Below are 24,403 nucleotides of genomic sequence, written 5' to 3'. Positions count from 1 at the left end.
CTTAACCCCCACCCCCCGTTGCCCCCATCCCCCGCCCCCCGGGCGCCCGCCCCCCCGCGCGTGCCGCCGCGCCCCCCCGCCCACCACGACGGGCGGGCCGTTCCCGGCGACGAGCGGGCACCCGCACGGATCAGACCGGCCAGCGCTCCCCGCGCCAGGCCGCGTCCCAGAACATCCACTCGTAGCGCGAGGTGGTCACGAAGTGCTCGACCACCTTGCGGCGCTCGGCCGCGGACAGTTCCGCGCCCAGCCGGTCGGTGAGCGCCAGCACCCGGCGGACGACCGACTGGAAGGCCTCGTCGCCGTAGGTGGAGATCCACTTGGCGTACAGCGGGTCGGGCGAGCCCTGGGCGAGCAGCGCCTCGCCGACCCGGGCGTAGATCCAGTAGCAGGGCAGCACCGCGCCGACCGCCTCGGCGAAGGACCCGCCGTACACGGTGGCCAGCAGGTAGCTGGTGTAGGCCCGGGTGGTGGGCAGCACCGGCTCGTCGGCGGCCTGCGCCGCGCTGCCGCCGAAGGCGGTCAGGAACTCGGCGTGCATGCCCTGCTCGGCGGCCAGCGCGCCGACCGCGTCGTCGGCGAAGGCCCGGACGTCCTCCTCGCCGGGGGCCTTGGCGGCGCAGACCGCGAGCGCGCGGGCGTAGTCGCGCAGGTAGTGCGAGTCCTGGACGACGAAGTGGCGGAAGGCCTCGCGCGGCAGGGTGCCGTCGGTGAGCCCGGCCAGGAAGGGGTGGGCGAGGATCTCGGCGTACACCGGCTCGATGGCCGCCCAGAGTTCTTCGGTCAGCGTCTTGGTGCTCATGACGCGACCCTAACCGGCGCGCCCCGGCGCCGGGCGGCTCAGTCCTCCGGCGGGGAGAACACCACCAGCACCCGCAGTTCCTCGGTGATGTGGTGGAACCGGTGCGGGGTGCCGGCCGGCACGTACACCACGGTGCCGCGCCCGACCGTCGCGGTCTCGGTGCCGACGGTCAGTTCGGCGCGGCCGCTGATCACCTGGTAGATCTCGTCCTGGTCGTGCGCGGTCTGGGTGTCGGTGTCGCCGGGGGCGAGCGCGTACAGTCCGGCGGACATCCGCGGCTCGCGCAGGAACCGCAGGTACGCACCGTCGTTGGCCGCCCGTTCGGCGTCCAGTCCGTCGAGCCGGAAGAGCTTCACCGCCGCCGTCCTCCCTCGTTCCCCGGGCCCTGGCGGGCCGTAGCAGGCCAGGGGCATTCAACACCACCCGGCTGCGTGTGTTCCGCCGGGGAGAGGTTCCTGACAGGCTTGGGCGGCATGAAGGGATTCGTCATCAAGATTCTGATCAACGCGGCGGCCATCTGGGTCGCCGCCTGGATCGTCAGCGGCATCCAGCTCGCCCAGGGCAAGGCCGACTGGCAGCACAAGGCGTTGACGGTGCTCGGCGTCGCCGCCGTCTTCGGTGTGGTGAACTGGCTGATCAAGCCGGTGGTCAAGCTGTTCTCGTTCCCGCTGTTCATCCTCACGCTGGGCCTGATCACCTTCGTGATCAACGCCCTGATGCTGATGCTCACCTCCTGGGCCTCCGGGAAGCTGAGCCTGGACTTCCACGTGACCAACTTCGGTTCGGCGCTGGTCGGTTCACTGATCATCAGCCTCGTCGCGTGGGGCCTGCACCTGGCCCTGGACGACGACTGACCGGTGTCGTGCGGACGGCCGGAAGGGGCCCGCACCCGGGTGTTTCCACCGGGTACGGGCCCCTTCGTCGTTCCCGCGCGCGCCGACGGGAGCGCTCACCCGGCGTTCTCGCGCCCCTTGAGCAGGTCCGCGAGCTGGGCGTCGATGTCGTGTCCGGTGAACTCCTGGCCCATCGGCACCAGCCGGTCGGTCCGGGCCAGGAAGGCGATCAGCGGCGCGGAGGAGGCGCACAGCAGGGCGTCGCCGTCGGGGGAGTGCAGCACGATGCGGACCTCCGAGAGCTCTTCGCCGACCGGGCGGATGTGCACGTCGCCCTCGCCGGCCGGCCCGCTGATCCCGTCGAGCAGCAGTTCCCGGGCGAAGTACCAGGTGACCGGGGCGTCACCGGGCAGGTGGAAGGTGAGTCGGACGGCGTACGGGTCGTCGGCCTCGTACGCCAGGTCGACCGGGATGCGGAAGGAGAGCTCGTGCGAGACCACGAGGTTCATCACCAGGTGACCCTGGACTGTGCTGTGCTGCATGGCGCCAGTACCTCTCGTTCTGCCCGCGCCGTCGGTGAGCTGGTCCGATGGCGGCCGGACATGTTTTCGACGGTTTTTGTGACGGTTTATGCAACCAATCCACGTTCGATCATCATCGTCCACGTTTGGGGATGTAGTGGACAAGGTGTGCTTTTTCAAATGGTGAACGAGCCGGGGCTGGTCCAGACCAAGTGGTGTCAGAAGATGAACGACGGGCTCATCGCCCCGACGCCGCGCCGCAGTTGGCGCGCGGCGACGGCCAGCCGGTCCACCTGCTCGACCGGGAGCGACAGGGCCATCGTGGCGACCACCGGGCCTATGGTGATCGGGACGGCCGCGCAGACCGTGCCGAGCGCGTACTCCTGACGCTCCAACACGGGCATGGTCGGCCGCAGCGAGGCGAGCCGGCGCAGCACGGCGGTCTCGCCGGTGAGGGTGGACGGGGTGAGTCCGGTCGGCGGATGCCGGGCGAGGTGGTCGCGGCGCTCGTCCTCGGGCAGTTGGCCCAGCAGGCACTGGCCGATGGCGTGGGCGTGCGCGGTGGACCGGAAGTCCGCCCAGGGCTCCACGGCGGGCCGGCCCGGATCCTCCACCACGTCCACCAGGTGGACCTCGCCGTCCCGGTAGAGCGCGAAGTAGACGGCCGCGCCGAGCTCGTCCCGTAACGACTGCATCCGGGTGCGCAGGTCGGGATCGCCGGACCGGGCTCGGGAGCGGGCTATGCCGTCGAGCGCCTCCCCGTGGAAGAAGCGCCCCTCGGAGCGCCGCAGGTAGCCCTCGTGGGCCAGGGTGCGCAGCAGGTGGTAGGCGGTGCCGAGGGGCAGTTCGGCGGCCCGGGCCAGCTGCTTGGCGGTCGCGCCCTGCCGGAAGCCCCCGACGGCCTCCAGCAGCCGCAGCGCCCGCTGGACGGAGCCGATCAGGGTCGGTCCGCGGTCCACCGCGGTGCGCTGCGGCGCGGCCGGTCCGGCCTCCTGCCCGATTCCGAACGGTTGTGCGATCCGATCCATGTCACCCAACCCCCAGCAGCCCGAGTCCCTCGTGCGGGTCCGTGCCCAGAGCGGGCATGCGGAACGAAACCTTCGATTTGCCCGATAGCTGCTCATTGCAGCACAACGGAACCCCGAACGGATGCACCCGACCGGGTCGGCGTTTCGACCCGGTCCCGGCGCGTTTCGACCCGTTCCCCTGGTTTCGCCCCCTCCCCGGCGCGGGAGACTCCCGCACAACGCGCCAGTCCCGGAGGTGGCCATGGGCCCCGACAACACCACCCCGCCGCCGCGCCCGGTCGTGAAGCGCACCGCGCGGGCGATCCTGCTGGAACTCGACCCGGACGATCCGTACGGCCCGGCCTCGATCGTGCTGATCCGCCGGGTGCGGCCGGACGCGCCGCACCCGTACTGGATCACCCCCGGCGGCGGGGTGGAGCGCGAGGACCGCACGGTGGTCGAGGCGCTGCACCGCGAGGTGGACGAGGAACTCGGCGGCAAGATCGTGGACGTGGTGCCCGCCTTCGTCGACACCATCAGCCACCCCCTCCCCCCGGCCACCGCCGAAGGCCCCGCCACGACCGACGGCACCCCGCCGCACCCCCACGGGGTCAAGGTGCAGCACTTCTTCGTCTGCCGGCTCGCCTCGATGGACCTCAGCCGGCGGCACGGGCCCGAGGTGACCGACCCCAACGGCGAGTACGAGGTCGTCCGGCTGCCGTTCACCCGCGAGGGCGTCACCTCGGTCAACGTGGTGCCGCCCCGGCTGCGGGCGTACCTGGCGGCCAACATCGAGGGCATCCGCGCGCTCCTCGCGCCCGACCTCGGGTGATCAGCCGACGGCCGGGCCACCGACCGGGTCGTGCCGGATCCACTCGGCCGCCACCCCGGCCCGCCGCAGCGACTCCACCCCCCGCCGCACCATCGCGGGCGGCCCGCTGAGCACCGCCTCCCGGCCCGACCACGGGCCGAACCGGCCCACCACCTCCGGCAGTTCACCGGTCAGCGACCCGCCCGGCAGCAGGCCCCCGGCCGTCGGCCCTCCGGCCGGACCGGCTTCGGAGAGCGCCGGACGGACCGTCAGCCACGGGTGCCGCGAGGCCAGTTCGCGCAGCGCGCCCAGCTCGTACAGCTCCTCGGCCCGGCGGGCCCCGTAGAACACCTCGACCCGGCGGCCGGGCACACCGTACTCGGCGGCCTCCTCGACCAGGGCCCGGACCGGCGCGATGCCGGTGCCGCCGCCGAGGCAGAGCAGGTCCCGGCCGGCCGTGTGGTCGACGGTCATCGCGCCGGCCGCCGGTCCGAGCCGCAGCACGTCCCCGGGCACGGCCCGGTGGACCAGGGCGTTGCTCACCCAGCCCGCCTGGACGGCCTTGACGTGGAAGGTCAGCAGCCCGTCCCGGCGGGGCGCGCCGGCGAAGGAGTAGTGCCGCCAGACCCGCGGCCACCAGGGCGTCTCCAGCACCGCGTACTGCCCGGCCCGGAACGGGTACGCCTGGTCCGGCCGGACGGTGATCGCCGCGACGTCCCGGGTGCGGCGCTCGTGCCGGACGATCTCGCCCTGCCACCAGGGCGGCGAGGTGCGGGCGTCCTCCTCGGCGGCCTCGATCATCACCGCGGCGATCATCCGGTAGGCGCGGCGCCAGGCCGCCTCGGCCTCGGCGTCCCAGCGGTCGCCCGCGTACCGGGCCAGCGTCCCCACCAGGCACTCCTCCACCGCGGCGTAGTGCCCGGCCGACGTGCCGTACCGGCGCTGGCCGCGGCCGAACTCGGCCAGCATCGCGCGCAGGGCCGCCGGCCGGTCGATCTCGCGCACCACGTCCACCAGGGTGCGGAACAGCAGGGCGCGGTGGACGTCCATGGCCGCGGGGAAGAACGGGCGCAGCTCGGGGAAGCGCAGGAAGAGCAGCGCGAAGAAGTGCGCGGTGGCCCGGTCGGCGACCGGTTCGACGGCGGCGAGGCCGGCCCGGACCAGCTCGGCGTCCCGGGCGGTGAGCGGGGACTGCCCGGCGGCCCGGTCCGGCCCGGCGGCCGACAGCGCGTCCGGGAGCCGCCCCGCGCGCGGCGGCACGCCCCAGGCGTCGCTCCACCGGTCGCCCGGGCCGACCCAGTTGCGGCCGGGGGCGGCGGCGAACAGCGGCCGCGAGACGGGGGCCTGAGCGGGGAACGGAACCTGAGCGGGGAACGGGAGCGCTCCCGGCGCGGCCGCCGGCCAGGCCGGGACCGCCGGCCGTTCCGGGACCATCGGCCGGACGGGCTCCAGCAGGGACACCGGCGGCAGCACCGCCGTCGGTGCCTCCGCCGCCGGAGGCAGGTCCGGCACCGCCGGAGGCAGGTCCGGCATCCGCGGCGGCGGGCCCGGAGGCACCGGCGGCCGGGCGGCCGCCCGCCGCGGCCGGGCCGCCTCGGACGCGGTCTGCGGCAGGCCCGGGACAGAGGCCGGGCCGCCCACCGAGCCGTGCCCGGTGCGGACCAGGACTGTCCCGCGGGACTTCAACGCTGCGTTTCGAGTACCCAAGAGAATCGCTCCGCCTCCGGCCGCCTGCACCCTCACCCGGCTTGTCCGCCGGCGCCAGGGCAGCGTGGCACGACCGGAACGCTCGGCCGACGAATCACGCGAAGCCCGGACAACCGGGCCCGGAACGCGCTACTCTCCACTGCTCGCGGTCGCCCTGAGTGCCCTCCCGCACACCCAGGGCGACCGCAGGCCGCACGGGACGGCCCCGCTCAGAGCCGGCGACGGCCCCGCTCAGAGCTGCCGCAGCAGCATCCCCGGCTGCTCCACGCAGTCCGCGACGAACCGCAGGAAGCCGCCCGCCGTCCCGCCGTCGCAGACCCGGTGGTCGAAGGTGAACGACAGCTGAGCCACCTCCCGCACCGCCAAACCGCCCTGGTGGACCCAGGGTTTGGCGACGATCCGGCCGACCCCGAGCATCGCCGCCTCCGGGTGGTTGAGGATCGGGGTGGAACCGTCCACGCCGAACACCCCGTAGTTGTTCAACGTGAAGGTGCCACCGGTGAGTTCGGCCGGAGTGAGCGCACCGCTGCGCGCCGCCTCGGTCAACCGCCCCAGCTCCTCGCCGAGTTGCTCGGTGCTTCGGCTCTGCGCGTCCCGCACCACCGGGACGACCAGTCCGCGCTCGCCCTGCGCGGCGAAGCCCAGGTGCACCGCCGGGTGCCGGACGATGCCCGAACCGTCGGCCGTCACCGATGAGTTGAGCTCCGGGAAGCGGGCCAACGCGACGGTGCAGATCCGCGCCAGCAACGCCAGCACGCTCACCTTCGGCCCCGGCGTGGCGTTCAACTGCCGCCGCAGCGCCATGAGTTCGGTGGCGTCCACATCGACCCAGCAGGTCGCCGCCGGGATCTCCCGGTGGCTGCGGCTCAGCTTCTCGGCGACCGCCTTGCGCAGCCCGCGCAGCGGGACCGCGCCCTCCTGCCCGACCGCCCCGACCGCCCCGACCGCTGCGACAGCCCCGGCGGGCGCCGGCCCGGCCGCCTTGGCTGCGACCGCCCGTTCGACGTCCGCACGCATGATCAGCCCGTCCGGCCCGCTCCCGGCGAGCGCGGTCAGGTCGACCCCCTGCTCCCGGGCCAGCCGCCGCACCAGCGGCGAGATCACCGGCACCACCGCCGGCCCCACCACGGCGGGAACCCCGACCGGAGCCGAACCCGCAGCCGGAGCCACGGCCACCACGGCCGGAGCCGGAGCAGCCGCCCCGACCCGGCGCCGCCGCCCACCCCGACCCGGCTCGGCCACCCCGAACCCGACCAGCGGCCGCTCCACCTCGGCGGCCGCGGGGGCCGCGACCACCCCCGGCTCGTCCGGCCCCCGCGGAACGCTCCCCGCCGACGACGCCACCGCGACCGTCACCAGCGGCGCGCCCACGGCGATCTCCTCGCCCACCCCGCCGTACCGCGCGGTGACCACCCCGCCGTACGGGCAGGGCACCTCCACCACAGCCTTGGCGGTCTCCACCTCCACCACCGGCTGGTCGACCGCGATCACCTCGCCGACCTCGACCATCCAGCGCACCACCTCCGCCCCGGTGAGCCCCTCACCGAGGTCGGGCAGCCGGAACTCCCGCACGACGGGCATCATCCTCGGTCCTCCCACTGCAGCCGGGCGACCGCGTCCAGGATCCGGTCCACCCCGGGCAGGTGGTGGTGTTCCAGCATCGGCGGCGGGTACGGCACGTCGAAACCGGTGACCCGCAGCACGGGCGCGGCCAGGTGGTGGAAGCAGCGCTCGGTGACCCGGGCGGCGATCTCCGCCCCGGTGCCGCCGAAGCCGCTCGCCTCGTGCACCACCACGGCCCGGCCGAGTGAGCGCACCACCCGGCAGACGGTCTCGTCGTCGAAGGGCACCAGGGTGCGCAGGTCCAGGACCGCGAGGTCCCAGCCCTCGGCCTGCGCCGCCTCCGCCGCCTGCAGGCAGACCGGCAGCGAGGGGCCGTAGCTGATCAGCACCGCCGAGGTGCCGGTGCGTCGCAGCACCGCCCGGCCGATCGGCTCGACCGGTGCGGCCGGGTCGAGGTCGGCCTTCCCCCAGTAGAGCCGCTTGGGCTCCAGGAAGACCACCGGGTCGTCGGAGGCGATCGAGGCGCGCAGCAGGCCGTACGCGTCGGCCACCGTCCCCGGGGTGACGACGTGCAGGCCCGGGGTGCTGGTGTAGTACGCCTCGGAGGCGTCGCTGTGGTGCTCGACGCCGCCGATGCCGCCGCCGTACGGGATGCGGACGGTGATCGGCAGCGGCAGCCTGCCCGCCGTGCGGTTGCGCATCTTGGCGACGTGCGAGAACAGCTGCTCCAACGCCGGGTAGGCGAAGGCGTCGAACTGCATCTCGACCACCGGGCGCAGCCCGTACATCGCCATGCCGATCGCGGTGCCGAGGATGCCCGCCTCGGCGAGCGGGGTGTCCAGGCAGCGCTCCGGGCCGAACTCGGCGGTGAGGCCGTCGGTGATCCGGAAGACTCCGCCGAGCGCGCCGACGTCCTCGCCGAGGACGTGCACCGTCGGGTCCTCGCGCATGGCGTCCCGCAGCGCGGAGTTGAGCGCCTGCGCCATGGAGGCGGTGCGGGGCCCGGTGGGCTGCCGCTCGGCGGCCCGGCCGGGGGCGGGGGCGGGGGCGGGGTGGGAGGCGCTCACCGGTCCGCCACCTCCGCCTCGGCGGCCAGTTCGGCGGCCAACTGGGCTTCCTGCTCGCGCAGTTGGGGGGTCGGTTCGGCGAAGACGTGGGCGAACAGCGACATCGGGTCCAGTTCCGGTTCGGCGTGGAACTCGGCCCGCATCCGGGCCGCCAGCGCCTCCGCCTCGTCGGCCGCCTCCTGCACCGACCGGTCGTCCAGCACGCCGAGTCCGCGCAGCGCCCGTTCCATCAGCAGGATCGGGTCGTGCTCGCGCCAGGCGGCCACCTCGGGCTCGGTGCGGTAGCGGGTGGCGTCGTCGGCGTTGGTGTGGGCGTCGATCCGGTAGGTCAGCGCCTCGACCAGGGTCGGGCCGCCGCCGGCCCTGGCCCGCTCGACCGCCTCGGCCAGTACCGCGTGCACGGCGGGCGCGTCGTTGCCGTCCACCAGCCGGCCCGGCATCCCGTAGCCGACGGCCTTGTGCGCCAGGGTCGGCGCGGCGGACTGGGCGCTGAGCGGGACGGAGATCGCGTAGCCGTTGTTCTGCACCAGGAAGACCACCGGGGCGTTCAGCACGGCCGCGAAGTTCAGCGCCTCGTGGAAGTCGCCCTCGCTGGTGCCGCCGTCGCCGAGCATCGCCAGCGCGACCACCGGCTCGCCGCGCAGCCGGGCGGCGTGCGCCAGTCCGACGGCGTGCGGGGCCTGGGTGGCGAGCGGGGTGCAGAGCGGTGCGGTGCGGCTGGCCCGCGGGTCGTAGCCGGTGTGGGCGCTGCCGCGCAGCAGGGTCAGCGCCTCCAGCGGGTCGACGCCCCGGGAGACCACGGCGAGGGTGTCGCGGTAGCTGGGGAAGAGCCAGTCGTCCTCGCCGAGCACCAGCGCGGCGGCGACCTGGCAGGCTTCCTGGCCGGTGGACGCCGGGTAGACGGCGAGTCTGCCCTGTTTGGTCAGGGTGGTGGCCTGCTGGTTGTACCGGCGGCCGACGACCAGGCGGCGGTACAGCTCGCGCAGCAGGGCCGGGTCGCACTTCTCCAGCGCGGGGGTGCCGAGCGCCCGGACGGGGGAGGGGTCCGGGAGCAGGGGTGCCGGATCGGTGCGCGGGGCGGTGGCCCCGGGCAGCCAACCGGGCACACCAGCGTGGTGTCTGTGGTCGAGAACGGTCATCTCGGGGCACCTCCTGGGGTGGCGGGGGCTCCCTACCGATTGTTCGGTCGTCTGTTCATCTTGACCAGAAGCGTGACAAGGTGGTGGACATTCGGCCTGTTCGGCGGTCGACTGGTGGCAGTGCGTCCAATCGGGGAGGGTGGGGGGTCATGTCGGCTGAACAGACGTCCAGACTCGACCGGGTCGACCGGTCGATCCTGCGGCTGCTGCAGCAGGACGGCCGCGCCTCCATCCGCTCGGTCGCCGAGCGGGTGCACGTGTCCCGGGCGAACGCGTACGCCCGGATCTCCAGGATGGTCGAGGACGGCATCATCCGCGGCTTCACCGCCAGGGTGGACCACGAACGGGCGGGCCAGGCCGCGTCCGCGTACATCACTCTGAAGATCGTCCAGAACTCCTGGCGGACGGTCCGCGAGCAGCTGCTGGAACTGCCCGGGGTGGCGCACATCGCGCTGGTCGGCGGGGACTTCGACGTCCTGCTGCTGGTGCACACCGCCGACAACCAGACCCTGCGGGAGCTGGTGCTGGGCAGCATCCAGTCCATCCCCCAGGTGCTCGGCACCCGCACCATGCTGGTCTTCGAGGAGACCGACCAGGTGCCGCCGCTCTAGCGGCCGGGGCGGCCCCGCGGAGTGGGCTCCGGAAGGGGACGGCTCCGGGAGGGGACGGCTCCGGGAGGGGACGGCTCCGGGAGGGGACGGCTCCGGGAGCGGTCCGGTCAGCGCGCCCGCAGGCCGTCGAAGGCCAGGTGGACCACCGCGTCCGCGACCCCGTCCGCGGCCTTGAGCCCGGGCCGGTACCACTCCACGATCGAGTTGATCATCCCGAACAGCAGCCGGGTGGCCAGCCGGGGCTCCACGTCCGCGCGCAGCGCGCCGTCCGCGACCGCCGCCCGCAGCAGTTCGGCGACCTGGTGGTCGAAGTCCCGCCGGCGCTCCAGCGCCCACTGCTCGGTGGCCGTGTTGCCGCGCACCCGCAGCAGCAGCGTCACGTACGGCAGCTCGTCCAGCAGCACCTCGGCGGTGCGCCGCACCACGTGCTCCAGCCGCTCCACCGCCGGGCCCTCGACGGCGGCCGGCTCGGCCAGGATCCCGAACAGCCCGTCCAGCGCCCGTCCGACCGCCAGCCGCAGCAGCTCCTCCTTGCCGCGCACGTGGTGGTAGATGGACGACTTGGAGATCCCGGCCGCCCGGGACAGGTCCTCCATCGAGGTGCCGTCGTAGCCGCGCTCGTTGAACACGTCGACGGTCACCGCGAGCAGTGACTCGACGGTGTAGGCGGTGCGCGTGGTGTGATCGGCCATCCTCCGAGTATCCCCGGCCGCCACCGTCGTTACGCGATCGGGTCCGGCTGGTCCACACCAACCCGAAGGGGCAGGCCCTAGACTCGGCGAACGATCCGTCCACGTCCAGCAGGTGGGGTCCACGGCTGATGAACGCAATACCGGCAGTCGCCTCCGACGTGCCCGAGCAGCGCAACGAGGAGCCGGAGCCCACCGCGAGCACCTGGCAGGAGCGCGGCCGCGCCCTGGCGGTGCGGTTCGGACCGGCCGTGTGGTGCTACGCGGTACTGAAGCTGGTCGGCTTCACCGTCTTCATGAAGCTGCTCTCCTTCTCCGGTGAGTACGCCAAGAAGCCGGCCCGGTTCGGCGGCGGCGCCAACCCCTGGGACGTGCTGGCCACCTGGGACGGCTGGTGGTACCAGCAGGTGGCGCAGTTCGGCTACCACCCCGCGCTCGTCCCGATCCCCAACGGCCCGCTCGGCTACACCATCGAGCAGAACTCCGCCGCGTTCTTCCCGCTCTACCCGGGCCTGATGCGGATGGTCTCGGAGACCACCGGCCTCGGCCTGTACGGCGCCGGGATGCTGGTCTCCGTGGTGTCCTCGCTGTTCGCCGCGGCCGGCATCTACGCCGTGGTGGAGAAGCTCACCGGCGACGCGCGCTCGGGCGTGATCGCGGCCGGCCTGTGGGCGATCGTCCCGGGTTCGGGCGCCGAGTGGGCGGTCTACTCGGACTCGCTGTTCGTCGCGCTGGCCGCCTGGGCCTGCTACTGCGTGATGGCCAAGCAGTGGATCGCGGCCGGGGTGATCACCCTGGTCGCCGGTCTCAACCGGCCCACCTCCGCGGCCCTGATCGGCGCCGTCGGCCTGGCCGCGATCGTCGAGCTGTACCGCCGGGAGAGCGGGGTCCTGCGCCCGCTGGCCGCGATGGTGCTGGCCCCGGTCGGCCTGCTCGGCTACGTCGGCTGGGTGGGCTGGCGGACCGGCGAGTGGGGCGGCTACTTCCGGATCCAGCGCGACGCCTGGATGCACTACTTCGACTGGGGCCAGGGCACCTGGCACGCGATCCGCGGGGTGCTGCTGGGCCGCCAGGACTACCCCTACGGCTTCCCGGCGCCGGACCTCTTCGCCACCCTGATCGTGTTCAGCCTGCCGGTGCTGATCGTGCTGCTGTTCCGGCTGCGCCCGCCGCTGGTGCTGACCGCCTACACGCTGGCCACGATCGTCTCGGTGCTCGGCAGCCTCGGCATCTTCGGCAACGTCTCGCGCTACCTGATGCCCGTGTTCCCGCTGTTCATCGCGCTGGCGGTGGCGATGCGCAGACTCAGCCTGCCGGTGCTGGCCACCGTCCTGGGCACCGGGGCGGTCGCCTCCGGCTGGTACGCCGGGTACCTCATCTTCGAACTCGGCGTGCCGTAGACCCGGATCACCCGAGCCCAAGGGGGCGCGTCCGCCACGGACGCGCCCCCTTCCGTTCCACCGCCGGATTCCCCCCGCCGCACCCTCTTGAGCCGACCGATCGTTCGGTTACCCTGTGACGTGTCCCGTCCTGCTTGTCGAGGCCCTCCGAGGAGCGCACAGATGTCCGCAGCGGTCACCCACCCCCTCGTCAGCGAGCTGGTCGAGCGCCACCAGGCCACCCTGGACGCCGCGCTCGCCGCCGCCGCGAAGCGCGACTACTGGTCGCCCTACCCCGAGTTCCCGAAGGCCTACGGCGAGAGCGGCCCGGCCGACGGCAAGGCCGCCTTCGACGCCCTGCTCGGCAAGCCCTTCGCCCTCGACGGCCACCCCGCCGACGGCGACCTGGTCGGCGGCGAGGCCTCCCCGTACGGCGTCGAGCTGGGCATCGGCTACCCGCACGCCGACCCGGACGCGCTGATCGCCGCGCTCACCGCCGCCCGCCCCGGCTGGGCCGCCGCCACCCCGCTCGAACGCGCCGCCGTCTGCCTGGAGATCCTGCACCGGATCAACGCCCGCTCCCACGAGTTCGCCCAGGCCGTCATGCACACCACCGGCCAGGCCTACGGCATGGCCTTCCAGGCCGGCGGCCCGCACGCCCAGGACCGCGGTCTGGAGGCGGTCGCCTACGCGTACGCCGAGCAGACCCGGCTGCCGCGCCGGGCCGGCTGGACCAAGCCCCAGGGCAAGCGCGACCCGCTGGTGATGACCAAGGAGTTCACCGTCGTCCCGCGCGGCCTCGCGCTGCTGATCGGCTGCAACACCTTCCCCACCTGGAACGGCTACCCGGGCCTGTTCGCCTCTCTCGCCACCGGCAACCCGGTGCTGGTCAAGCCGCACCCGCGGGCCGTGCTGCCGCTCGCCCTGACCGTGCGCACCGCCCGCGAGGTGCTCGCCGAGGCCGGCTTCGACCCGAACCTGGTCTGCCTGGCGGCCGAGCACGAGGGCGGCACCGTCGCCGCGACCCTCGCCGTCCGCCCCGAGATCCGGATCATCGACTACACCGGCTCCACCGCCTTCGGCGACTGGCTGGAGGAGCACGCCAAGCAGGCCCAGGTGTACACCGAGAAGGCCGGCGTCAACGCGGTGGTGATCGACTCCACCGACGACTACAAGGGCATGCTCGGCAACCTGGCCTTCGCCCTCTCGCTCTACAGCGGCCAGATGTGCACCACCCCGCAGAACGTGCTGATCCCGCGCGGCGGCATCGCCACCGACCAGGGCGACAAGTCGTACGACCAGGTGGTCACCGACCTGGCCGGCGCCATCGAGGGCCTGCTCTCCGACGACGCCCGCGCCGCCGCGATCCTCGGCGCCGTGGTCAACCCCGGGGTGCTCCAGCGCTCGGCCGCCGCGGCCGGCGGCGAGTACGGCGAACTCGCCCTCGCCCCGCGCGCGGTGACCTCGCCGGACTTCCCCGGCGCGACCGTCCGCACTCCCGCACTGGTCAAGCTGGACGCCGACAAGCCGGACGACCGCACCGTCCTGCGCAGCGAGTGCTTCGGCCCGGTCTCCTTCGCCGTCGCCGTCGAATCCACCGCCGCCGCGGTCGAGTTGCTGCGCACCACGGTCCGCGACAAGGGCGCCATGACGGCCTCCGGCTACACCACCTCGCCCGAGGTGGAGGCGCTGCTGGTCGAGGCCGCGCTGGACTCCGGCGTCTCGCTCTCGCTCAACCTGACCGGCGGGGTCTTCCCCAACCAGACCGCCGCCTTCTCCGACCTGCACGGCACCGGCGCCAACCCGGCCGCCAACTCGGCCTACTGCGACGGCGCCTTCGTCGCCAACCGGTTCCGCACGGTGGAGATCCGCCGCCACGCCTGAGCCGGGCGCGACACCCCCACGGGCCCCGGCCGTCACCCGCCGCCGGGGCCCGGCGGTTCACAGCTCCGACGGCGCCCGCGATGATGGAGGCTGGGAGAACGCCGGGAACGGCGTCCGACCGCCCTCGAGGAACGGGAGCTGAATACATGGCCGTGAAGCCGACGACCGAAACCGACGTCCTGATCGTCGGTGCCGGACCGACCGGACTGCTGCTGGCCGGCGATCTCGCCGCCGCCGGAGTCGGCGTCACCGTGCTGGAGAAGCGGGCCGCCGAATCCAACCTCACCCGGGCCTTCGCCGTGCACGCCCGCAGCCTGGAGCTGCTGGACGCCCGGGGCCTGGCCGAGGAGCTGATCGCGACCGGCCTGCCGCTCGGCACGCTGAAGATGTCCGACCGCGTCGGCATCGACCTCGGCTCGCTGCCCAGCCGTTTCCCCTTCGTCCTGGTCACCCCGCAGTACAACGTCGAACGGCTGCTGACGGAGCGCGCCGAGCGGGCCGGCGCCGTCCTCCTGCGCGGCGCCGAGGTCACCGCGCTGCGCCAGGACGCCGAGGGCGTGACCCTGGAGACCGGGGACGGGCGGAGCCACCGCGCCCGGTACGCGGTCGGCGCCGACGGCGTCCGCTCCGTCGTCCGCGAGCAGCTCGGCATCCCCTTCCCCGGCGAGTCGGTGGTCGACTCCGTCTCCCTGGCCGACGTCCGGCTGGAGCCCGAACCCGCCGAGGCGATCACCGTGGGGGCGAACGAGGCGGGCTTCTCCTTCATCGCCCCGTTCGGCGACGGCTGGTACCGGGTCATCGCCTGGGACCGCCACTCCCAGCAGCCGGACGGCACCGCCCCGACCGCCGAGCAGCTCGCCGCCGTCGTCCGGGCCACCACCGGCAAGGACTACGTCCTGAACGAGGTGCGCTGGAGCTCCACCTTCCACAGCGACGAGCGCCAGGCGCCCAACTACCGCTCCGGCCGGGCCTTCCTGGCCGGCGACGCCGCCCACTGCCACTCCCCGGCCGGCGGCCAGGGAATGAACACCGGTCTCCAGGACGCCGCCAACCTCTCCTGGAAGCTCGCCGCCGTCCTCCGGGGCCGGGCCACCGACGCGCTGCTGGACACCTACCAGACCGAGCGGCACCCGGTCGGCAGGACGGTGCTGCGCACCTCCGGCGCGCTGATCCGGCTCGCCCTCGCCCAGTCCGGCCCGACCCGCGCCCTGCGCGGGGCGCTCACCGCGATCGGCGGCCACCTCGACCTGTTCACCGAGCGCGGCGCCCGGGCCGTCTCCGGCATCGACATCGCCTACCCCGCGCCCAAGGACGCCCACCCGCAGGTCGGCAAGCGGGTCCCGGACCTGCGCCTGACCGCCCTGAGCAAGCCCGTCGAGGGCGCCCCGGCCGCCCCCGAGCGGCTCTACGAGGCGCTGCGCGCCGGGGAGTTCGTCCTGGTCAGCAATGACGAGCTGGCCGCCGCCGAGCCCTGGGCCGACCGCATGGTCTCCACCGCCCCGGCCGACCCGCACGGCAAGCTGCGGGACACCGTCCTGCTGATCCGCCCGGACGGCTACGTCGCCTGGGCCGCCGTCGACCCGGGCCAGGGCGAGCTGCGCACCGCGCTCACCGACTGGCTCGGCGCCCCGGCCTGACCCTCCCGGGGGCGGGCGCGCCACTCACCGCGTGCCCGCCCGCCGCGGCCGTTCCCCGGACGACGCCTCCTTCCCGGACGGCGTCTCCTTCCCGGACAGTGCCTTTCCGAACAGTGCCTCTTCCGGACAGTGCCCGCCCTCCGGACGGCCTCCGGCCCCGGTGTCAGCCCCGGGCCTTCACATAGTGCCGCGCCGCCTTCGCCCGGTTCCCGCACACCGCCATCCGGCACCACCGCCGACGGCCGTTCTGCGAGGCGTCGAAGAAGTGCAGGATGCAGGCCTCGTGCGCGCACTGCCTGACCCGGTGCGCCCCCTGGCCGAGCAGCCCGAGGAAGCCGTCCGCCGCCAGCCAGGGCGCCAGCCACTCCGGCCGGTCGGCCTCGACCAGGTCCTCGGCCCCGCCGGGCGCCGCCGTGCGCCGGATCCGTCCGTGCGCCAGCACGGCGTCCAGTCCGTCCCGCGCGGCGGAGCCCAACTCGCGCTGCTCGCGGGCGTCCTGGGCCGCCATCAGGATCGCCTCGCGGGTCTGCCGGATCGCCGCCAGGCCCGCCTCGTCGGCCGTGCAGCGCCCTCCCAGCCCGGCGGAGGAGAGCCAGACCGCGTAGCCCCCGACATCGGTGAGCAGGTCGTTGACGGGTGTTCCGGACCAGCGCGTGTTGAGCAGGTCCAGCGCGAGCGGCTCGCCGATCAGCGGCCGCGGGTCCCTCGGGTCCGGCTGCACGTCAGTCATCGCTTCTCCTCGGCTCGGTCCGATTCTACGTCCGCCCCGGCAGCCCGAATTGGACTGAACCACTCTCCGATTTCCGGTCATTCACTGTATGGAACCGCCGAGTTTCCGCCCCCTCCACAGTTGACTGTTTTTTAGCAACGAATTGCCCGGCCATGAGCCACTTCGCACACGGGTTCTGTCATGTTCGAGCCAGCGTTCTGGACCCCCTGAACGCCTGGCCCCTTGCCGGCCCCCACAGCCGGCCGGAGGAGGATCCGTTGCGCCCCCGCTCCCTTGCCCTCGCCGCGGCGATAGCCGTGCTGCCGCTGACCGCCGTCTCGCTCGGTGTCTCCACCGCGCAGGCCGCCACTCCCAACGCCGCTCCCCGCGTCGCCCTGCCGAACACCGTGAACCCGGCGGTCGCCCACTCGGAGAAGAAGGGTGACGTCCCGGCGGCGCAGCAGATCTCGGTGTCCGTCAGCCTGAAGCTGCGCGACACCGACGCCCTGGACCGCTTCCTCACCGCCGTCACCACCCCGGGCTCCCCGGAGTACGGCCACTACCTGACGCCGGAGCAGTTCACCGCGCGGTTCGGCCCGTCCCAGGCCGCCGTCGACCAGGTCCGGACGTACCTGGCCCAGCAGGGCCTGGCCGTCACCGACGTGAGCGCCAACCGCCAGGTGGTCAACGCCCGCGGCACCGCCGCCCAGGTTTCCCAGGCGTTCGGCACCCACGAGAGCGCGTACGTCGACCCGCAGCTCCAGCGCGCCTTCTTCGCCAACGACGCCGCCGCCTCGATCCCCTCCGACCTGGCCTCCGTGGTCCAGGGCGTCAGCGGCCTGGACAACCACGCGGTGCGCAAGAACCGCCTGGCCACGCCGAACGCGGTCACCCCCAACACGGCGAGCTCGACCCCGAGCGGCATGGCCCCGGCCCAGTACACCGGCGCGTACAACCTCAACAAGACCGGCGCGGACGGCACCGGCACCACGGTCGCGTTGTGGGAGTTCGACGGCTACCAGTCCTCGAACCTGACCACCTACGACTCCCAGTACGGCCTGTCCGGCCCGGCCGTCTCCACCGTCTCGGTGGACGGCGCCAACTACGACTCCGCCCCCGGCCAGGGCCAGGGCGAGGTCGAGCTGGACAGCGAGATCGTCCGCGGCGCGGCGCCCAAGGCCACCCAGCTGGTCTACGAGGCGCCCAACAGCGACCAGGGCGAGATCGACATGGCCAACAAGATCGTGACCGACAACCGGGTCTCGGTGGTCTCGATCTCCTGGGGCTCCTGCGAGCCGGACACCACCGCCGCCTCGATGACCGCGGTCGACAACGCCTTCAAGCAGGCCGCCGCCCAGGGCATCTCGATCTTCTCCGCCTCCGGCGACGACGGCTCCCGCGACTGCACCCGCTCCACCAGCGGCTCGACCGTCAAGGCCGTCGACTTCCCGGCCTCCAGCCCGCACCAGACCGGCGTCGGCGGCACCAACCTCAAGGTCTCCAGCGGCAACGCCTACTCCTCGGAGAGCGCCTGGAGCACCGCCGGCGGCGGCGTCTCCACCGTGTTCGCCAAGCCGAGCTGGCAGACCGGCACCGGCGTCAGCGGCACCATGCGCACCGTCCCGGACGTCTCCTCCAACGCCGACCCGCAGACCGGCTTCGCGATCTACACCGCCGGCGCCTGGCAGGTCTACGGCGGCACCAGCGCGGCCGCGCCGCTCTGGTCCGGCTACGCGGCCCAGTTCAACCAGAAGGCCAAGGCCGCCGGCCAGGCCGTCCTCGGCGAGGCCGGCCCCCGGCTGTACTCGGTCGCGAACGGCAGCGGCTACGGCACCGCCTTCCACGACGTGACCACCGGCGCCAACCAGGACTTCTCCGCGAAGGCCGGCTACGACCAGGTCACCGGCTGGGGCTCCCCGGTCGCCGACGCGCTGACCACCGCCCTGCTCGGCGGCGGCACCACCCCGCCGTCCGGCGGCTGCACGGCCGCCCAGCTGATCACCAACGGCGGCTTCGAGACCGGCACCGCCGCCCCGTGGACCGCCTCCAGCGGCGTGGTCGACAACAGCGGCTCCCAGGCGGCCCACTCGGGCAGCTGGAAGGCCTGGATGGACGGCTACGGCTCGGCCCACACCGACACCATGTCGCAGACCGTCTCGATCCCGGCCGGCTGCACCTCCGCCAAGCTGACCTTCTGGCTGCACGTCGACACCGCGGAGACCGGCTCCACCGCGTACGACAAGCTGACCGTCCAGGCCAACAGCACCACGCTGGCGACCTACTCCAACACGGACGCCGCCGCCGGCTACGTCCAGCGCACCCTGGACCTGACCTCCTTCGCCGGCCAGACCGTGACGGTCAAGTTCACCGGCACCGAGGACTCGTCGCTGCAGACCAGCTTCGTGATCGACGACGTCGCGCTGAACGTCCACTGACCGACGGCCGACCAGCACCACCGAACCCCCGCCGGGGCGGAGCCGTCAGGGCCCGCCCCGGCGGTGTCCGTCCGGGCCCGTGTTTCCGGACTGTTTCAAGATCGCTAACCCTTCGGTTCACCTGCCGTGACCACTGTCATACGTACGACTGATGACGTAGCCTCTCGACCGTGCATAGGGTTCCCCAAAGCTCGGTGAAGCCGCTGGCGGCGCGCCCCGGCGCCGACCCGGTCCCACCGAACTCACCTGGTGGGGAGGGTCACCGCATGGCCGCACAGCAACCTCAGGACGCCGCGCGGCTGCGACTGGTCGGGTCGCACACGGAGCGCCCCGGTCCCGGACCGGCTCCCGCCGCCCCCGCGCCGCCCCCCGGCCGGCTCGCCCCGGTCGGCGGCTTCGCCGACACACTGCACCTCGCCATCGAGGCCAGCGGCCTCAGCCTGGACCGCATCCGCGCCGCCCTCGCCGGGCGCGGCGTCAGGGTCAGCGTCACGACCCTGAGCTACTGGCGGCGCGGCCGCAGCCAGCCCGAGCGGGCCAGCTCGCTGCGCGCCGTCCACCTGCTGGAGGAGCTGCTCGGCCTGCCGCACAGCGCGCTCTCCTCGCTGCTCGGCCCGCCGCGCCCGCGCGGCCGCTGGGCGGCCGCGGCCAACACCTGCCACCTCGGGCTGGAGGACGTCTGGCCCGGAGAGCAGGAGATCGCCAACATCTTCGCCGAGCTGAACGCCCCGCCGGCCGGCGAGCTGGAGCGCCTGAGCATCCACGACTCCTACTACGTGGACGCCGAGCGGCGTGCCAACCTGCTGCGGATGCGCCAGGTCGTGCGCGCCACCGTCGGCGGCGTCGGCCGCTGCCTGGTGGTGCACATGGCCGACGAGGAGGCGGCCGGCTGCCCGGAGATCACCTCGGTGCGGCACGGCCGGCTGGGCCGGGTGCGCCGCCGCCCGGAGGCCGGCCTGACCGTCGCCGAGCTGATGCTGGACCGCCCGCTGGGCCTCGGCGACAGCACCGTCTTCGAGTACGAGGTGGAGATCCCGCCCGGCGGCCCCACCCTGGAGTACAGCCGCCGCTTCGCCACCCCGGTGCGCGAGTACGTGCTCCAGGTGCACTTCGACCCGGCCGCCGTCCCGGCGCACTGCGAGCGCTACGACCGCGAACCGGGCGCCGACGTCGACCACCGCCGCGAACAGCTGTGGATCGGCGCCTCGGCGAGCGCCCACGTCCTGGCCCCGGACCAACAGCCGGGCCACATCGGCATCCGCTGGGAGTGGGCGTAGGGCGTGTCTCGCCGGGACGCGCCCTGACCCTTCCCCCTTGAAGCCCCGTCGGAACCCGAGGACCACCCCGGCGGGGCTTTCGCGTGCCCGCCCCCAAAAACCTAACCCCTCAACCAAACCGAACTGGTTGACGCTGCATCAGCTAACTCCTACTCTCGTGCGTACTGGTTAGGAACCGTCCTGGCCGGCCGCCGCAACCCGGGAGTGACCAGGCATGTCCACCACCACCCCGCTCCGCGCCCCGCAGACCGGCCACGTCGGCCTGAACGTCACCGACCTGGCCCGCTCGATCGACTTCTACCGCACCGTCCTCGGCCTCGACGTGACCGCCGAGGGCACCGACCCCGAGCGCCGCTACGCCCTGCTGGGCCGCGACGGCCGCCTGGTGGTGACGCTGTGGCAGCAGAGCGCGGGCAGCTTCGCCACCGCCACCCCTGGCCTGCACCACCTCTCCTTCGAGGTCGAGGACCTCGACGAGGTCCGCGCCACCGAGCGGCTGCTGCGCGAACTCGGCGCCGAGTTCGCCTACGAGGGCGTCGTCCCGCACAGCGAGGGCTCGGCCTCCGGCGGCATCTTCTTCACCGACCCGGACGGCATCCGGCTGGAGGTCTACACCCGCACCGGCGTGGACGCGACCGAGGCCGCCGCCCCCACCGCCGCCGCCCCGACCTGCGGCTTCTTCTAGGACCCGCCCCAGGGGAGCCGACCGTGACCACCAGTACGCCGTACCACCCCGGCGAGCGGGCCGCCCAGGCCCGGGCCGGCCGGACCGAGCGGGCCGACCACGCCGGCCGGTCGATCCGCCGCACCGTCCCGGCGGTCGCCGCCGGCTTCCTTACCGAGCGCCGGACGCTGGTCGTCGGCGCCGCCGACCGGGACGGCCGGATCTGGGCCACCCAGCTGGCCGGCCCGGCCGGCTTCCTCTCCGCGCCGGACGACCGCACCATGGCCGTCGCGGCCCGCCCGGCCGGGGACGACCCGCTGGCCGGGGCGCTGGCCGGTCCGGCCCGGGTCGGCACCCTCGCGCTGGACCCGGCCGGCCGGCGCCGGATGCGCCTCAACGGCCGCTGCGCCCCGGACGGCCGGGGCGGGCTCCTGGTGCACGCCGACGAGGTGGTTGCCAACTGCCCGAAGTACATCCAGCGCCGCACCCCGACGGACCGGCCGGCCGCCGGCCCGCCGCGCGCGGTCGCCACGGGCCCGGCGCTGACCACCGCCCAGCGCCTGGCGGCGGCCACCGCGGACACCTTCTTCATCGCCAGCACCGGGCCCGGCGGCAGCGTGGACGCCTCCCACCGCGGCGGCTTCCCCGGCTTCCTGGACCCGGTGGCACCGGACCGGCTGCGCTGGCCCGAGTACCCCGGCAACAGCATGTTCCTGACGCTCGGAAACCTGGAGCTGGACCCGCGGGCCGGACTGCTGCTGCCCGACTGGGAGACCGGCGGCGCGCTGCTGGTCACCGGCGAGGCGCGCACCGACTGGTCCGAGGAGGCCCGGCAGGGCGTCCCGGGCGCCGAGCGGATGGTCGAACTGACCGTCACCGCCGTGGTCGAGCTGGCCGACGCCACCCCGCTGGTCTGGACCGGACCGGAGTACTCGCCCGCCATTCCCCGCTGACCTCCCCTCACCTCCCTCGCCCCGTCGCCCACCCGCGCCACGCCCGGAAGCTGAACGCCAGTCACCCGTTCGGCCTAGCCCACCGTGACGCATCGCGCCCGCTTTGGGACTTTGGTCCCGGTAACACGCGGAATGGGCCAGGGAAGGCCACTCCTGTCCCGTCGTCAGACGGCGACCTGGAAAGACCGCAGGAAAGAGGCGGAGCATGACCCTGACCGACCCCCTGTCCCCCCTGATCGAGTTCGACGAGGTCGAACCGGCGGAGGACTGCATATGCGGGGGCTGCAACGCCCGCCGGCGCGCCCGGCTGCACGCCGCCCCCGTCCACGAGGGCGGACACGCCGCCGCCCGCAGCGTCCGCCGGCGGGCCGCCGTCCTGATGGCCGCCGTGGGCACCGCGATCGGCGGCGGGGCGGCAGCGGCCACCGCGGCCCCCGCCCCCACCCCGGGCGGCACCAGCTCCACCCCGTCGCAGACCCCCCAGGGCGAGGTCAGCGGCCTCTACGGCCAGACGCCCGGCGCCCGCTCCTTCGCCGCCCCGCGCCTCGCCACCGTGCCGCCCACCCGGGCCCAGATCATCCAGCGCGCCCAGAGCTGGGTCGACCAGGGCGTGCCGTACAGCATGAGCCGCTACTGGTCGGACGGCTACCGCCAGGACTGCTCCGGCTTCGTCTCGATGGCCTGGGGCCTGGGCAGCAGCCAGACCACCTGGACACTGCCCGACTACGCCGAGCGGATCGGCAAGAACGACCTCCAGCCCGGTGACATCCTCATCTACAACAACCCGGCCAACCCCCAGGCCGGCTCGCACGTGACGATCTTCGGCGGCTGGACCGACTCCTCCCGCACCAAGTACGTCGCCTACGAGCAGACCGGCCCCTCCGCCAAGAAGCGCTCCACCCCGTACGCGTACTGGAACAACTCCGGCTCGTACGTCCCGTACCGCTACACCGGCCTGTCCTCCGGCGGCAACGACGGCGGCGGCACCTCCTCGACCGCCTTCCCGGGTGCCGACAAGTTCGGCCCCGGCGCCAACAACGCGTACGTCACCAAGCTCGGCCAGATGCTGGTGCAGCGCGGCGGCGCCAGGTTCTACTCCGAGGGCCCCGGCCCGCGCTGGGGCGAAGCCGACCGCAAGGCCACCCAGGCCTTCCAGCAGGCCCAGGGCTGGCGCGGCGCCGAGGCCGACGGCATCCCCGGCAAGGACACCTGGGACTACCTGCTCAACGGCAAGGGCCGCAACATCGACGGCGGCGGGGGCGGCACCCCGTTGCCGCCCCCGCCGCCCGCCACCACGGCCTTCCCCGGCGCCCAGTACTTCGGCCCCGGCCAGAACAACGACCACGTCCGCCGGCTCGGCGAGCAGCTCGTCCGCAAGGGCTTCGGCGGCCCGTACACCGTCGGGCCCGGCCCCCGCTGGACGGAGAGCGACCGCCGGGCCGTCCAGGCCTTCCAGCAGGCCCAGGGCTGGCGCGGCGCCGAGGCCGACGGCTACCCCGGCCCCGACACCTGGCGCCGGCTCTTCTCCTGACCCACCCGCTGAGGCGCGGCACCCACCCCGGCGCCGCGCCTCAGCGCCTCCCCGTTCAGCGCCTCCCCGTTCAGCGCCTCCCCGACATCCAGTGGAAGAGGCCCATCGCCACACTGGTCGCCAGGTTGAAGCTCGACACCCCCGGCTGCATCGGCACCGCCACCAACCGGTCGGCCCGCGCCTTCAGCCCGTCCGACACCCCGTGCCGCTCCGTACCGAACACCAGCAGCGCGTCGTCCGGGAACGGCACGTCCCGGATGTCCGCCCCCTCCGGATCCAGGACGTACAACGGCCCCTCCGGCAGCAGCTCCGGCGCCAACCGCTCGACCGCGGTCGCGAAGTGCAGCCCCGCACTGCCCCGCAGCACGTTCGGATGCCACGGATCCATGTCCCCGGTGGTCACCACCCCGGTCGCCCCGAACCCCGCCGCCAACCGGATCACCGCCCCCACGTTCCCCAGGTTCCGCGGATTCTCCAGCACCACCACCGGCGCCTCCCGCGGCCGCCGCCCCAGCACCGCCCGGTTCGCCTCCACCCCGGGCCGCACCGCCAACGCCACCACCCCCGTCGGATGCACCCGCGCCACCAGCCCCCGCAACACCGCCTCCGGCACCTCCACCGCGAGCCCCTCCAACGCCGGAACGACATCCGGCGCCAACTCCCCCGCCAACGCCAGCAACGCCCCCCGATCGGCGGTCACCACCCGCCGCACCTCCCCCCCGAACCGCACCGCGTGCTTCAGCGCATGGAACCCGTCCAGCACCACCACCCCCGGCACCCGCTCCGCCGCCCGCCACTCCCGCACCAACTCGTCCATACGGCTCACTCTCCCACCCCCACCCCGTACCCCCTCCGCACCCACACCCGCCCGCCCAGCCCCCACCCCCCCTTGTCACGTCCTCTCCCCCCTCCCCCCTCCCCACCCCGTCCCGCCCCCTCCCACCCTTCTCCCTCCCCACCCGCGCGGCACGCCCCCCACCCTCCCCACCCCATCCCGCCCCCTCCTCCTCCCCCGCGAGAGGGACGCGCTGCGGGAGGGGGCGGCGCAGGGGGTGGGTGCGGAGAGGGGCGTGACGGGTGATTTTCAGACTGCCCCCGCCGTCGGGCGCCCCACTCGCCCCACGGCAGTCTGAAAATCATCCAGCCCCCGCAGCACCCACCCCCGGAGCCGCCCCCGGCCCCCC

The 24,403-nt window shown here is 73.9% G+C and carries 22 protein-coding genes; 11 read left to right on the top strand and 11 right to left on the bottom strand.

All coding sequences use genetic code 11. The annotated features are described in order from the left end of the window. Positions 1–130 precede the first annotated feature (130 nt). Positions 131–802: a thiaminase II gene (gene tenA / locus ACWD4P_RS33270; protein WP_359823679.1), complete on the bottom strand. Its 672-nt coding sequence runs from the start codon at positions 800–802 to the stop codon at positions 131–133. A gap of 38 nt (positions 803–840) precedes the next feature. Beyond that, positions 841–1,158, bottom strand: coding sequence for a cupin domain-containing protein (locus ACWD4P_RS33265; protein WP_359823677.1), 318 nt, complete (start codon positions 1,156–1,158; stop codon positions 841–843). Positions 1,159–1,275: 117 nt separating this feature from the next. On the opposite strand from ACWD4P_RS33265, the gene ACWD4P_RS33260 reads away from it, so the two are divergent. Beyond that, entirely contained in the window at positions 1,276–1,656 is a 381-nt protein-coding gene (locus tag ACWD4P_RS33260; protein ID WP_359823675.1) for a phage holin family protein, read from the top strand. Between the two features lie 95 nt (positions 1,657–1,751). Here the strand turns inward: ACWD4P_RS33260 and ACWD4P_RS33255 are convergent, their stop codons facing one another. Further along, the gene (locus tag ACWD4P_RS33255) at positions 1,752–2,177 is read right to left on the bottom strand and encodes an SsgA family sporulation/cell division regulator (RefSeq protein ID WP_449782205.1); all 426 of its coding nucleotides are present in this window, start codon (positions 2,175–2,177) and stop codon (positions 1,752–1,754) included. Between the two features lie 197 nt (positions 2,178–2,374). Next, positions 2,375–3,184, bottom strand: a complete 810-nt coding sequence (locus ACWD4P_RS33250; RefSeq protein ID WP_359823674.1) for an IclR family transcriptional regulator — start codon at positions 3,182–3,184, stop codon at positions 2,375–2,377. Between the two features lie 241 nt (positions 3,185–3,425). Here ACWD4P_RS33250 and ACWD4P_RS33245 point away from each other — a divergent pair, with 241 nt between their 5' ends. Next, complete coding sequence (locus ACWD4P_RS33245; protein ID WP_359823671.1) at positions 3,426–3,995, top strand: NUDIX domain-containing protein; 570 nt, start codon at positions 3,426–3,428, stop codon at positions 3,993–3,995. Here the strand turns inward: ACWD4P_RS33245 and ACWD4P_RS33240 are convergent, their stop codons facing one another. From ACWD4P_RS33240 to pdhA, 4 genes are all read right to left on the bottom strand, one after another. Further along, positions 3,996–5,486 (bottom strand): globin domain-containing protein, encoded by a 1,491-nt coding sequence (locus tag ACWD4P_RS33240; protein WP_449782204.1) that lies wholly within the window; start codon positions 5,484–5,486, stop codon positions 3,996–3,998. A 426-nt stretch (positions 5,487–5,912) separates the two neighbouring features. Continuing rightward, positions 5,913–7,262 (bottom strand): dihydrolipoamide acetyltransferase family protein, encoded by a 1,350-nt coding sequence (locus ACWD4P_RS33235; protein WP_449782206.1) that lies wholly within the window; start codon positions 7,260–7,262, stop codon positions 5,913–5,915. Continuing rightward, entirely contained in the window at positions 7,262–8,230 is a 969-nt protein-coding gene (locus tag ACWD4P_RS33230; RefSeq protein WP_359824001.1) for an alpha-ketoacid dehydrogenase subunit beta, read from the bottom strand. The genes ACWD4P_RS33235 and ACWD4P_RS33230 overlap by 1 nt, the downstream gene beginning before the upstream one ends. A gap of 77 nt (positions 8,231–8,307) precedes the next feature. Further along, the gene (gene pdhA / locus ACWD4P_RS33225) at positions 8,308–9,450 is read right to left on the bottom strand and encodes a pyruvate dehydrogenase (acetyl-transferring) E1 component subunit alpha (protein WP_449782203.1); all 1,143 of its coding nucleotides are present in this window, start codon (positions 9,448–9,450) and stop codon (positions 8,308–8,310) included. 149 nt (positions 9,451–9,599) lie between these two features. Between pdhA and ACWD4P_RS33220 the strand changes: the two genes are divergently transcribed. Next, entirely contained in the window at positions 9,600–10,061 is a 462-nt protein-coding gene (locus ACWD4P_RS33220) for an Lrp/AsnC family transcriptional regulator (protein ID WP_359823954.1), read from the top strand. Positions 10,062–10,168: 107 nt separating this feature from the next. Here the strand turns inward: ACWD4P_RS33220 and ACWD4P_RS33215 are convergent, their stop codons facing one another. Further along, complete coding sequence (locus ACWD4P_RS33215) at positions 10,169–10,753, bottom strand: TetR/AcrR family transcriptional regulator (protein WP_359823956.1); 585 nt, start codon at positions 10,751–10,753, stop codon at positions 10,169–10,171. Between the two features lie 128 nt (positions 10,754–10,881). On the opposite strand from ACWD4P_RS33215, the gene ACWD4P_RS33210 reads away from it, so the two are divergent. The 3 genes from ACWD4P_RS33210 to ACWD4P_RS33200 all read left to right on the top strand — a co-directional run bounded on the left by ACWD4P_RS33210 (position 10,882) and on the right by ACWD4P_RS33200 (position 15,650). After that, positions 10,882–12,150 (top strand): hypothetical protein, encoded by a 1,269-nt coding sequence (locus tag ACWD4P_RS33210; protein ID WP_449782202.1) that lies wholly within the window; start codon positions 10,882–10,884, stop codon positions 12,148–12,150. A 162-nt stretch (positions 12,151–12,312) separates the two neighbouring features. Further along, complete coding sequence (paaN, locus tag ACWD4P_RS33205) at positions 12,313–14,013, top strand: phenylacetic acid degradation protein PaaN (protein ID WP_449782201.1); 1,701 nt, start codon at positions 12,313–12,315, stop codon at positions 14,011–14,013. A gap of 146 nt (positions 14,014–14,159) precedes the next feature. Next, the gene (locus ACWD4P_RS33200) at positions 14,160–15,650 is read left to right on the top strand and encodes an FAD-dependent monooxygenase (RefSeq protein ID WP_359823962.1); all 1,491 of its coding nucleotides are present in this window, start codon (positions 14,160–14,162) and stop codon (positions 15,648–15,650) included. A gap of 163 nt (positions 15,651–15,813) precedes the next feature. Here the strand turns inward: ACWD4P_RS33200 and ACWD4P_RS33195 are convergent, their stop codons facing one another. After that, positions 15,814–16,380 (bottom strand): CGNR zinc finger domain-containing protein, encoded by a 567-nt coding sequence (locus tag ACWD4P_RS33195; RefSeq protein ID WP_449782200.1) that lies wholly within the window; start codon positions 16,378–16,380, stop codon positions 15,814–15,816. 257 nt (positions 16,381–16,637) lie between these two features. Between ACWD4P_RS33195 and ACWD4P_RS33190 the strand changes: the two genes are divergently transcribed. The 5 genes from ACWD4P_RS33190 (at position 16,638) to ACWD4P_RS33170 (ending at position 23,219) form a co-directional block, all read left to right on the top strand. Then, on the top strand, positions 16,638–18,794 hold the full coding sequence (locus ACWD4P_RS33190) for a protease pro-enzyme activation domain-containing protein (RefSeq protein ID WP_449782199.1): 2,157 nt from the start codon (positions 16,638–16,640) through the stop codon (positions 18,792–18,794). A 266-nt stretch (positions 18,795–19,060) separates the two neighbouring features. Further along, positions 19,061–20,071 carry an XRE family transcriptional regulator gene (locus ACWD4P_RS33185; protein ID WP_449782198.1) on the top strand — a complete coding sequence of 337 codons (1,011 nt, stop codon included), beginning with the start codon at positions 19,061–19,063 and terminating at the stop codon, positions 20,069–20,071. Between the two features lie 214 nt (positions 20,072–20,285). Continuing rightward, positions 20,286–20,756, top strand: a complete 471-nt coding sequence (locus ACWD4P_RS33180; RefSeq protein ID WP_359823971.1) for a VOC family protein — start codon at positions 20,286–20,288, stop codon at positions 20,754–20,756. A gap of 23 nt (positions 20,757–20,779) precedes the next feature. After that, positions 20,780–21,688, top strand: coding sequence for a pyridoxamine 5'-phosphate oxidase family protein (locus ACWD4P_RS33175; RefSeq protein ID WP_449782197.1), 909 nt, complete (start codon positions 20,780–20,782; stop codon positions 21,686–21,688). 205 nt (positions 21,689–21,893) lie between these two features. Further along, the gene (locus tag ACWD4P_RS33170) at positions 21,894–23,219 is read left to right on the top strand and encodes a peptidoglycan-binding protein (protein WP_449782196.1); all 1,326 of its coding nucleotides are present in this window, start codon (positions 21,894–21,896) and stop codon (positions 23,217–23,219) included. A gap of 70 nt (positions 23,220–23,289) precedes the next feature. Here the strand turns inward: ACWD4P_RS33170 and ACWD4P_RS33165 are convergent, their stop codons facing one another. Continuing rightward, positions 23,290–24,036 (bottom strand): TrmH family RNA methyltransferase, encoded by a 747-nt coding sequence (locus ACWD4P_RS33165; protein WP_359831973.1) that lies wholly within the window; start codon positions 24,034–24,036, stop codon positions 23,290–23,292. Positions 24,037–24,403 lie beyond the last annotated feature (367 nt).

The sequence above is a fragment of the Kitasatospora sp. NPDC002543 genome (assembly GCF_053594915.1).
This window is presented reverse-complemented; position numbering and strand designations above follow the sequence as displayed.

What these genes read in the sequence shown, in the direction of transcription:
- tenA (WP_359823679.1), bottom strand. Translation starts at nt 802, where the DNA reads ATGAGCACCAAGACGCTGACCGAAGAACTCTGGGCGGCCATCGAGCCG.
- ACWD4P_RS33260 (WP_359823675.1), top strand. Translation starts at nt 1,276, where the DNA reads ATGAAGGGATTCGTCATCAAGATTCTGATCAACGCGGCGGCCATCTGG.
- ACWD4P_RS33255 (WP_449782205.1), bottom strand. Translation starts at nt 2,177, where the DNA reads ATGCAGCACAGCACAGTCCAGGGTCACCTGGTGATGAACCTCGTGGTC.
- ACWD4P_RS33250 (WP_359823674.1), bottom strand. Translation starts at nt 3,184, where the DNA reads ATGGATCGGATCGCACAACCGTTCGGAATCGGGCAGGAGGCCGGACCG.
- ACWD4P_RS33245 (WP_359823671.1), top strand. Translation starts at nt 3,426, where the DNA reads ATGGGCCCCGACAACACCACCCCGCCGCCGCGCCCGGTCGTGAAGCGC.
- ACWD4P_RS33235 (WP_449782206.1), bottom strand. Translation starts at nt 7,262, where the DNA reads ATGCCCGTCGTGCGGGAGTTCCGGCTGCCCGACCTCGGTGAGGGGCTC.
- ACWD4P_RS33230 (WP_359824001.1), bottom strand. Translation starts at nt 8,230, where the DNA reads ATGGCGCAGGCGCTCAACTCCGCGCTGCGGGACGCCATGCGCGAGGAC.
- pdhA (WP_449782203.1), bottom strand. Translation starts at nt 9,450, where the DNA reads ATGACCGTTCTCGACCACAGACACCACGCTGGTGTGCCCGGTTGGCTG.
- ACWD4P_RS33220 (WP_359823954.1), top strand. Translation starts at nt 9,600, where the DNA reads ATGTCGGCTGAACAGACGTCCAGACTCGACCGGGTCGACCGGTCGATC.
- ACWD4P_RS33215 (WP_359823956.1), bottom strand. Translation starts at nt 10,753, where the DNA reads ATGGCCGATCACACCACGCGCACCGCCTACACCGTCGAGTCACTGCTC.
- ACWD4P_RS33210 (WP_449782202.1), top strand. Translation starts at nt 10,882, where the DNA reads ATGAACGCAATACCGGCAGTCGCCTCCGACGTGCCCGAGCAGCGCAAC.
- paaN (WP_449782201.1), top strand. Translation starts at nt 12,313, where the DNA reads ATGTCCGCAGCGGTCACCCACCCCCTCGTCAGCGAGCTGGTCGAGCGC.
- ACWD4P_RS33200 (WP_359823962.1), top strand. Translation starts at nt 14,160, where the DNA reads ATGGCCGTGAAGCCGACGACCGAAACCGACGTCCTGATCGTCGGTGCC.
- ACWD4P_RS33195 (WP_449782200.1), bottom strand. Translation starts at nt 16,380, where the DNA reads ATGACTGACGTGCAGCCGGACCCGAGGGACCCGCGGCCGCTGATCGGC.
- ACWD4P_RS33185 (WP_449782198.1), top strand. Translation starts at nt 19,061, where the DNA reads ATGGCCGCACAGCAACCTCAGGACGCCGCGCGGCTGCGACTGGTCGGG.
- ACWD4P_RS33180 (WP_359823971.1), top strand. Translation starts at nt 20,286, where the DNA reads ATGTCCACCACCACCCCGCTCCGCGCCCCGCAGACCGGCCACGTCGGC.
- ACWD4P_RS33170 (WP_449782196.1), top strand. Translation starts at nt 21,894, where the DNA reads ATGACCCTGACCGACCCCCTGTCCCCCCTGATCGAGTTCGACGAGGTC.
- ACWD4P_RS33165 (WP_359831973.1), bottom strand. Translation starts at nt 24,036, where the DNA reads ATGGACGAGTTGGTGCGGGAGTGGCGGGCGGCGGAGCGGGTGCCGGGG.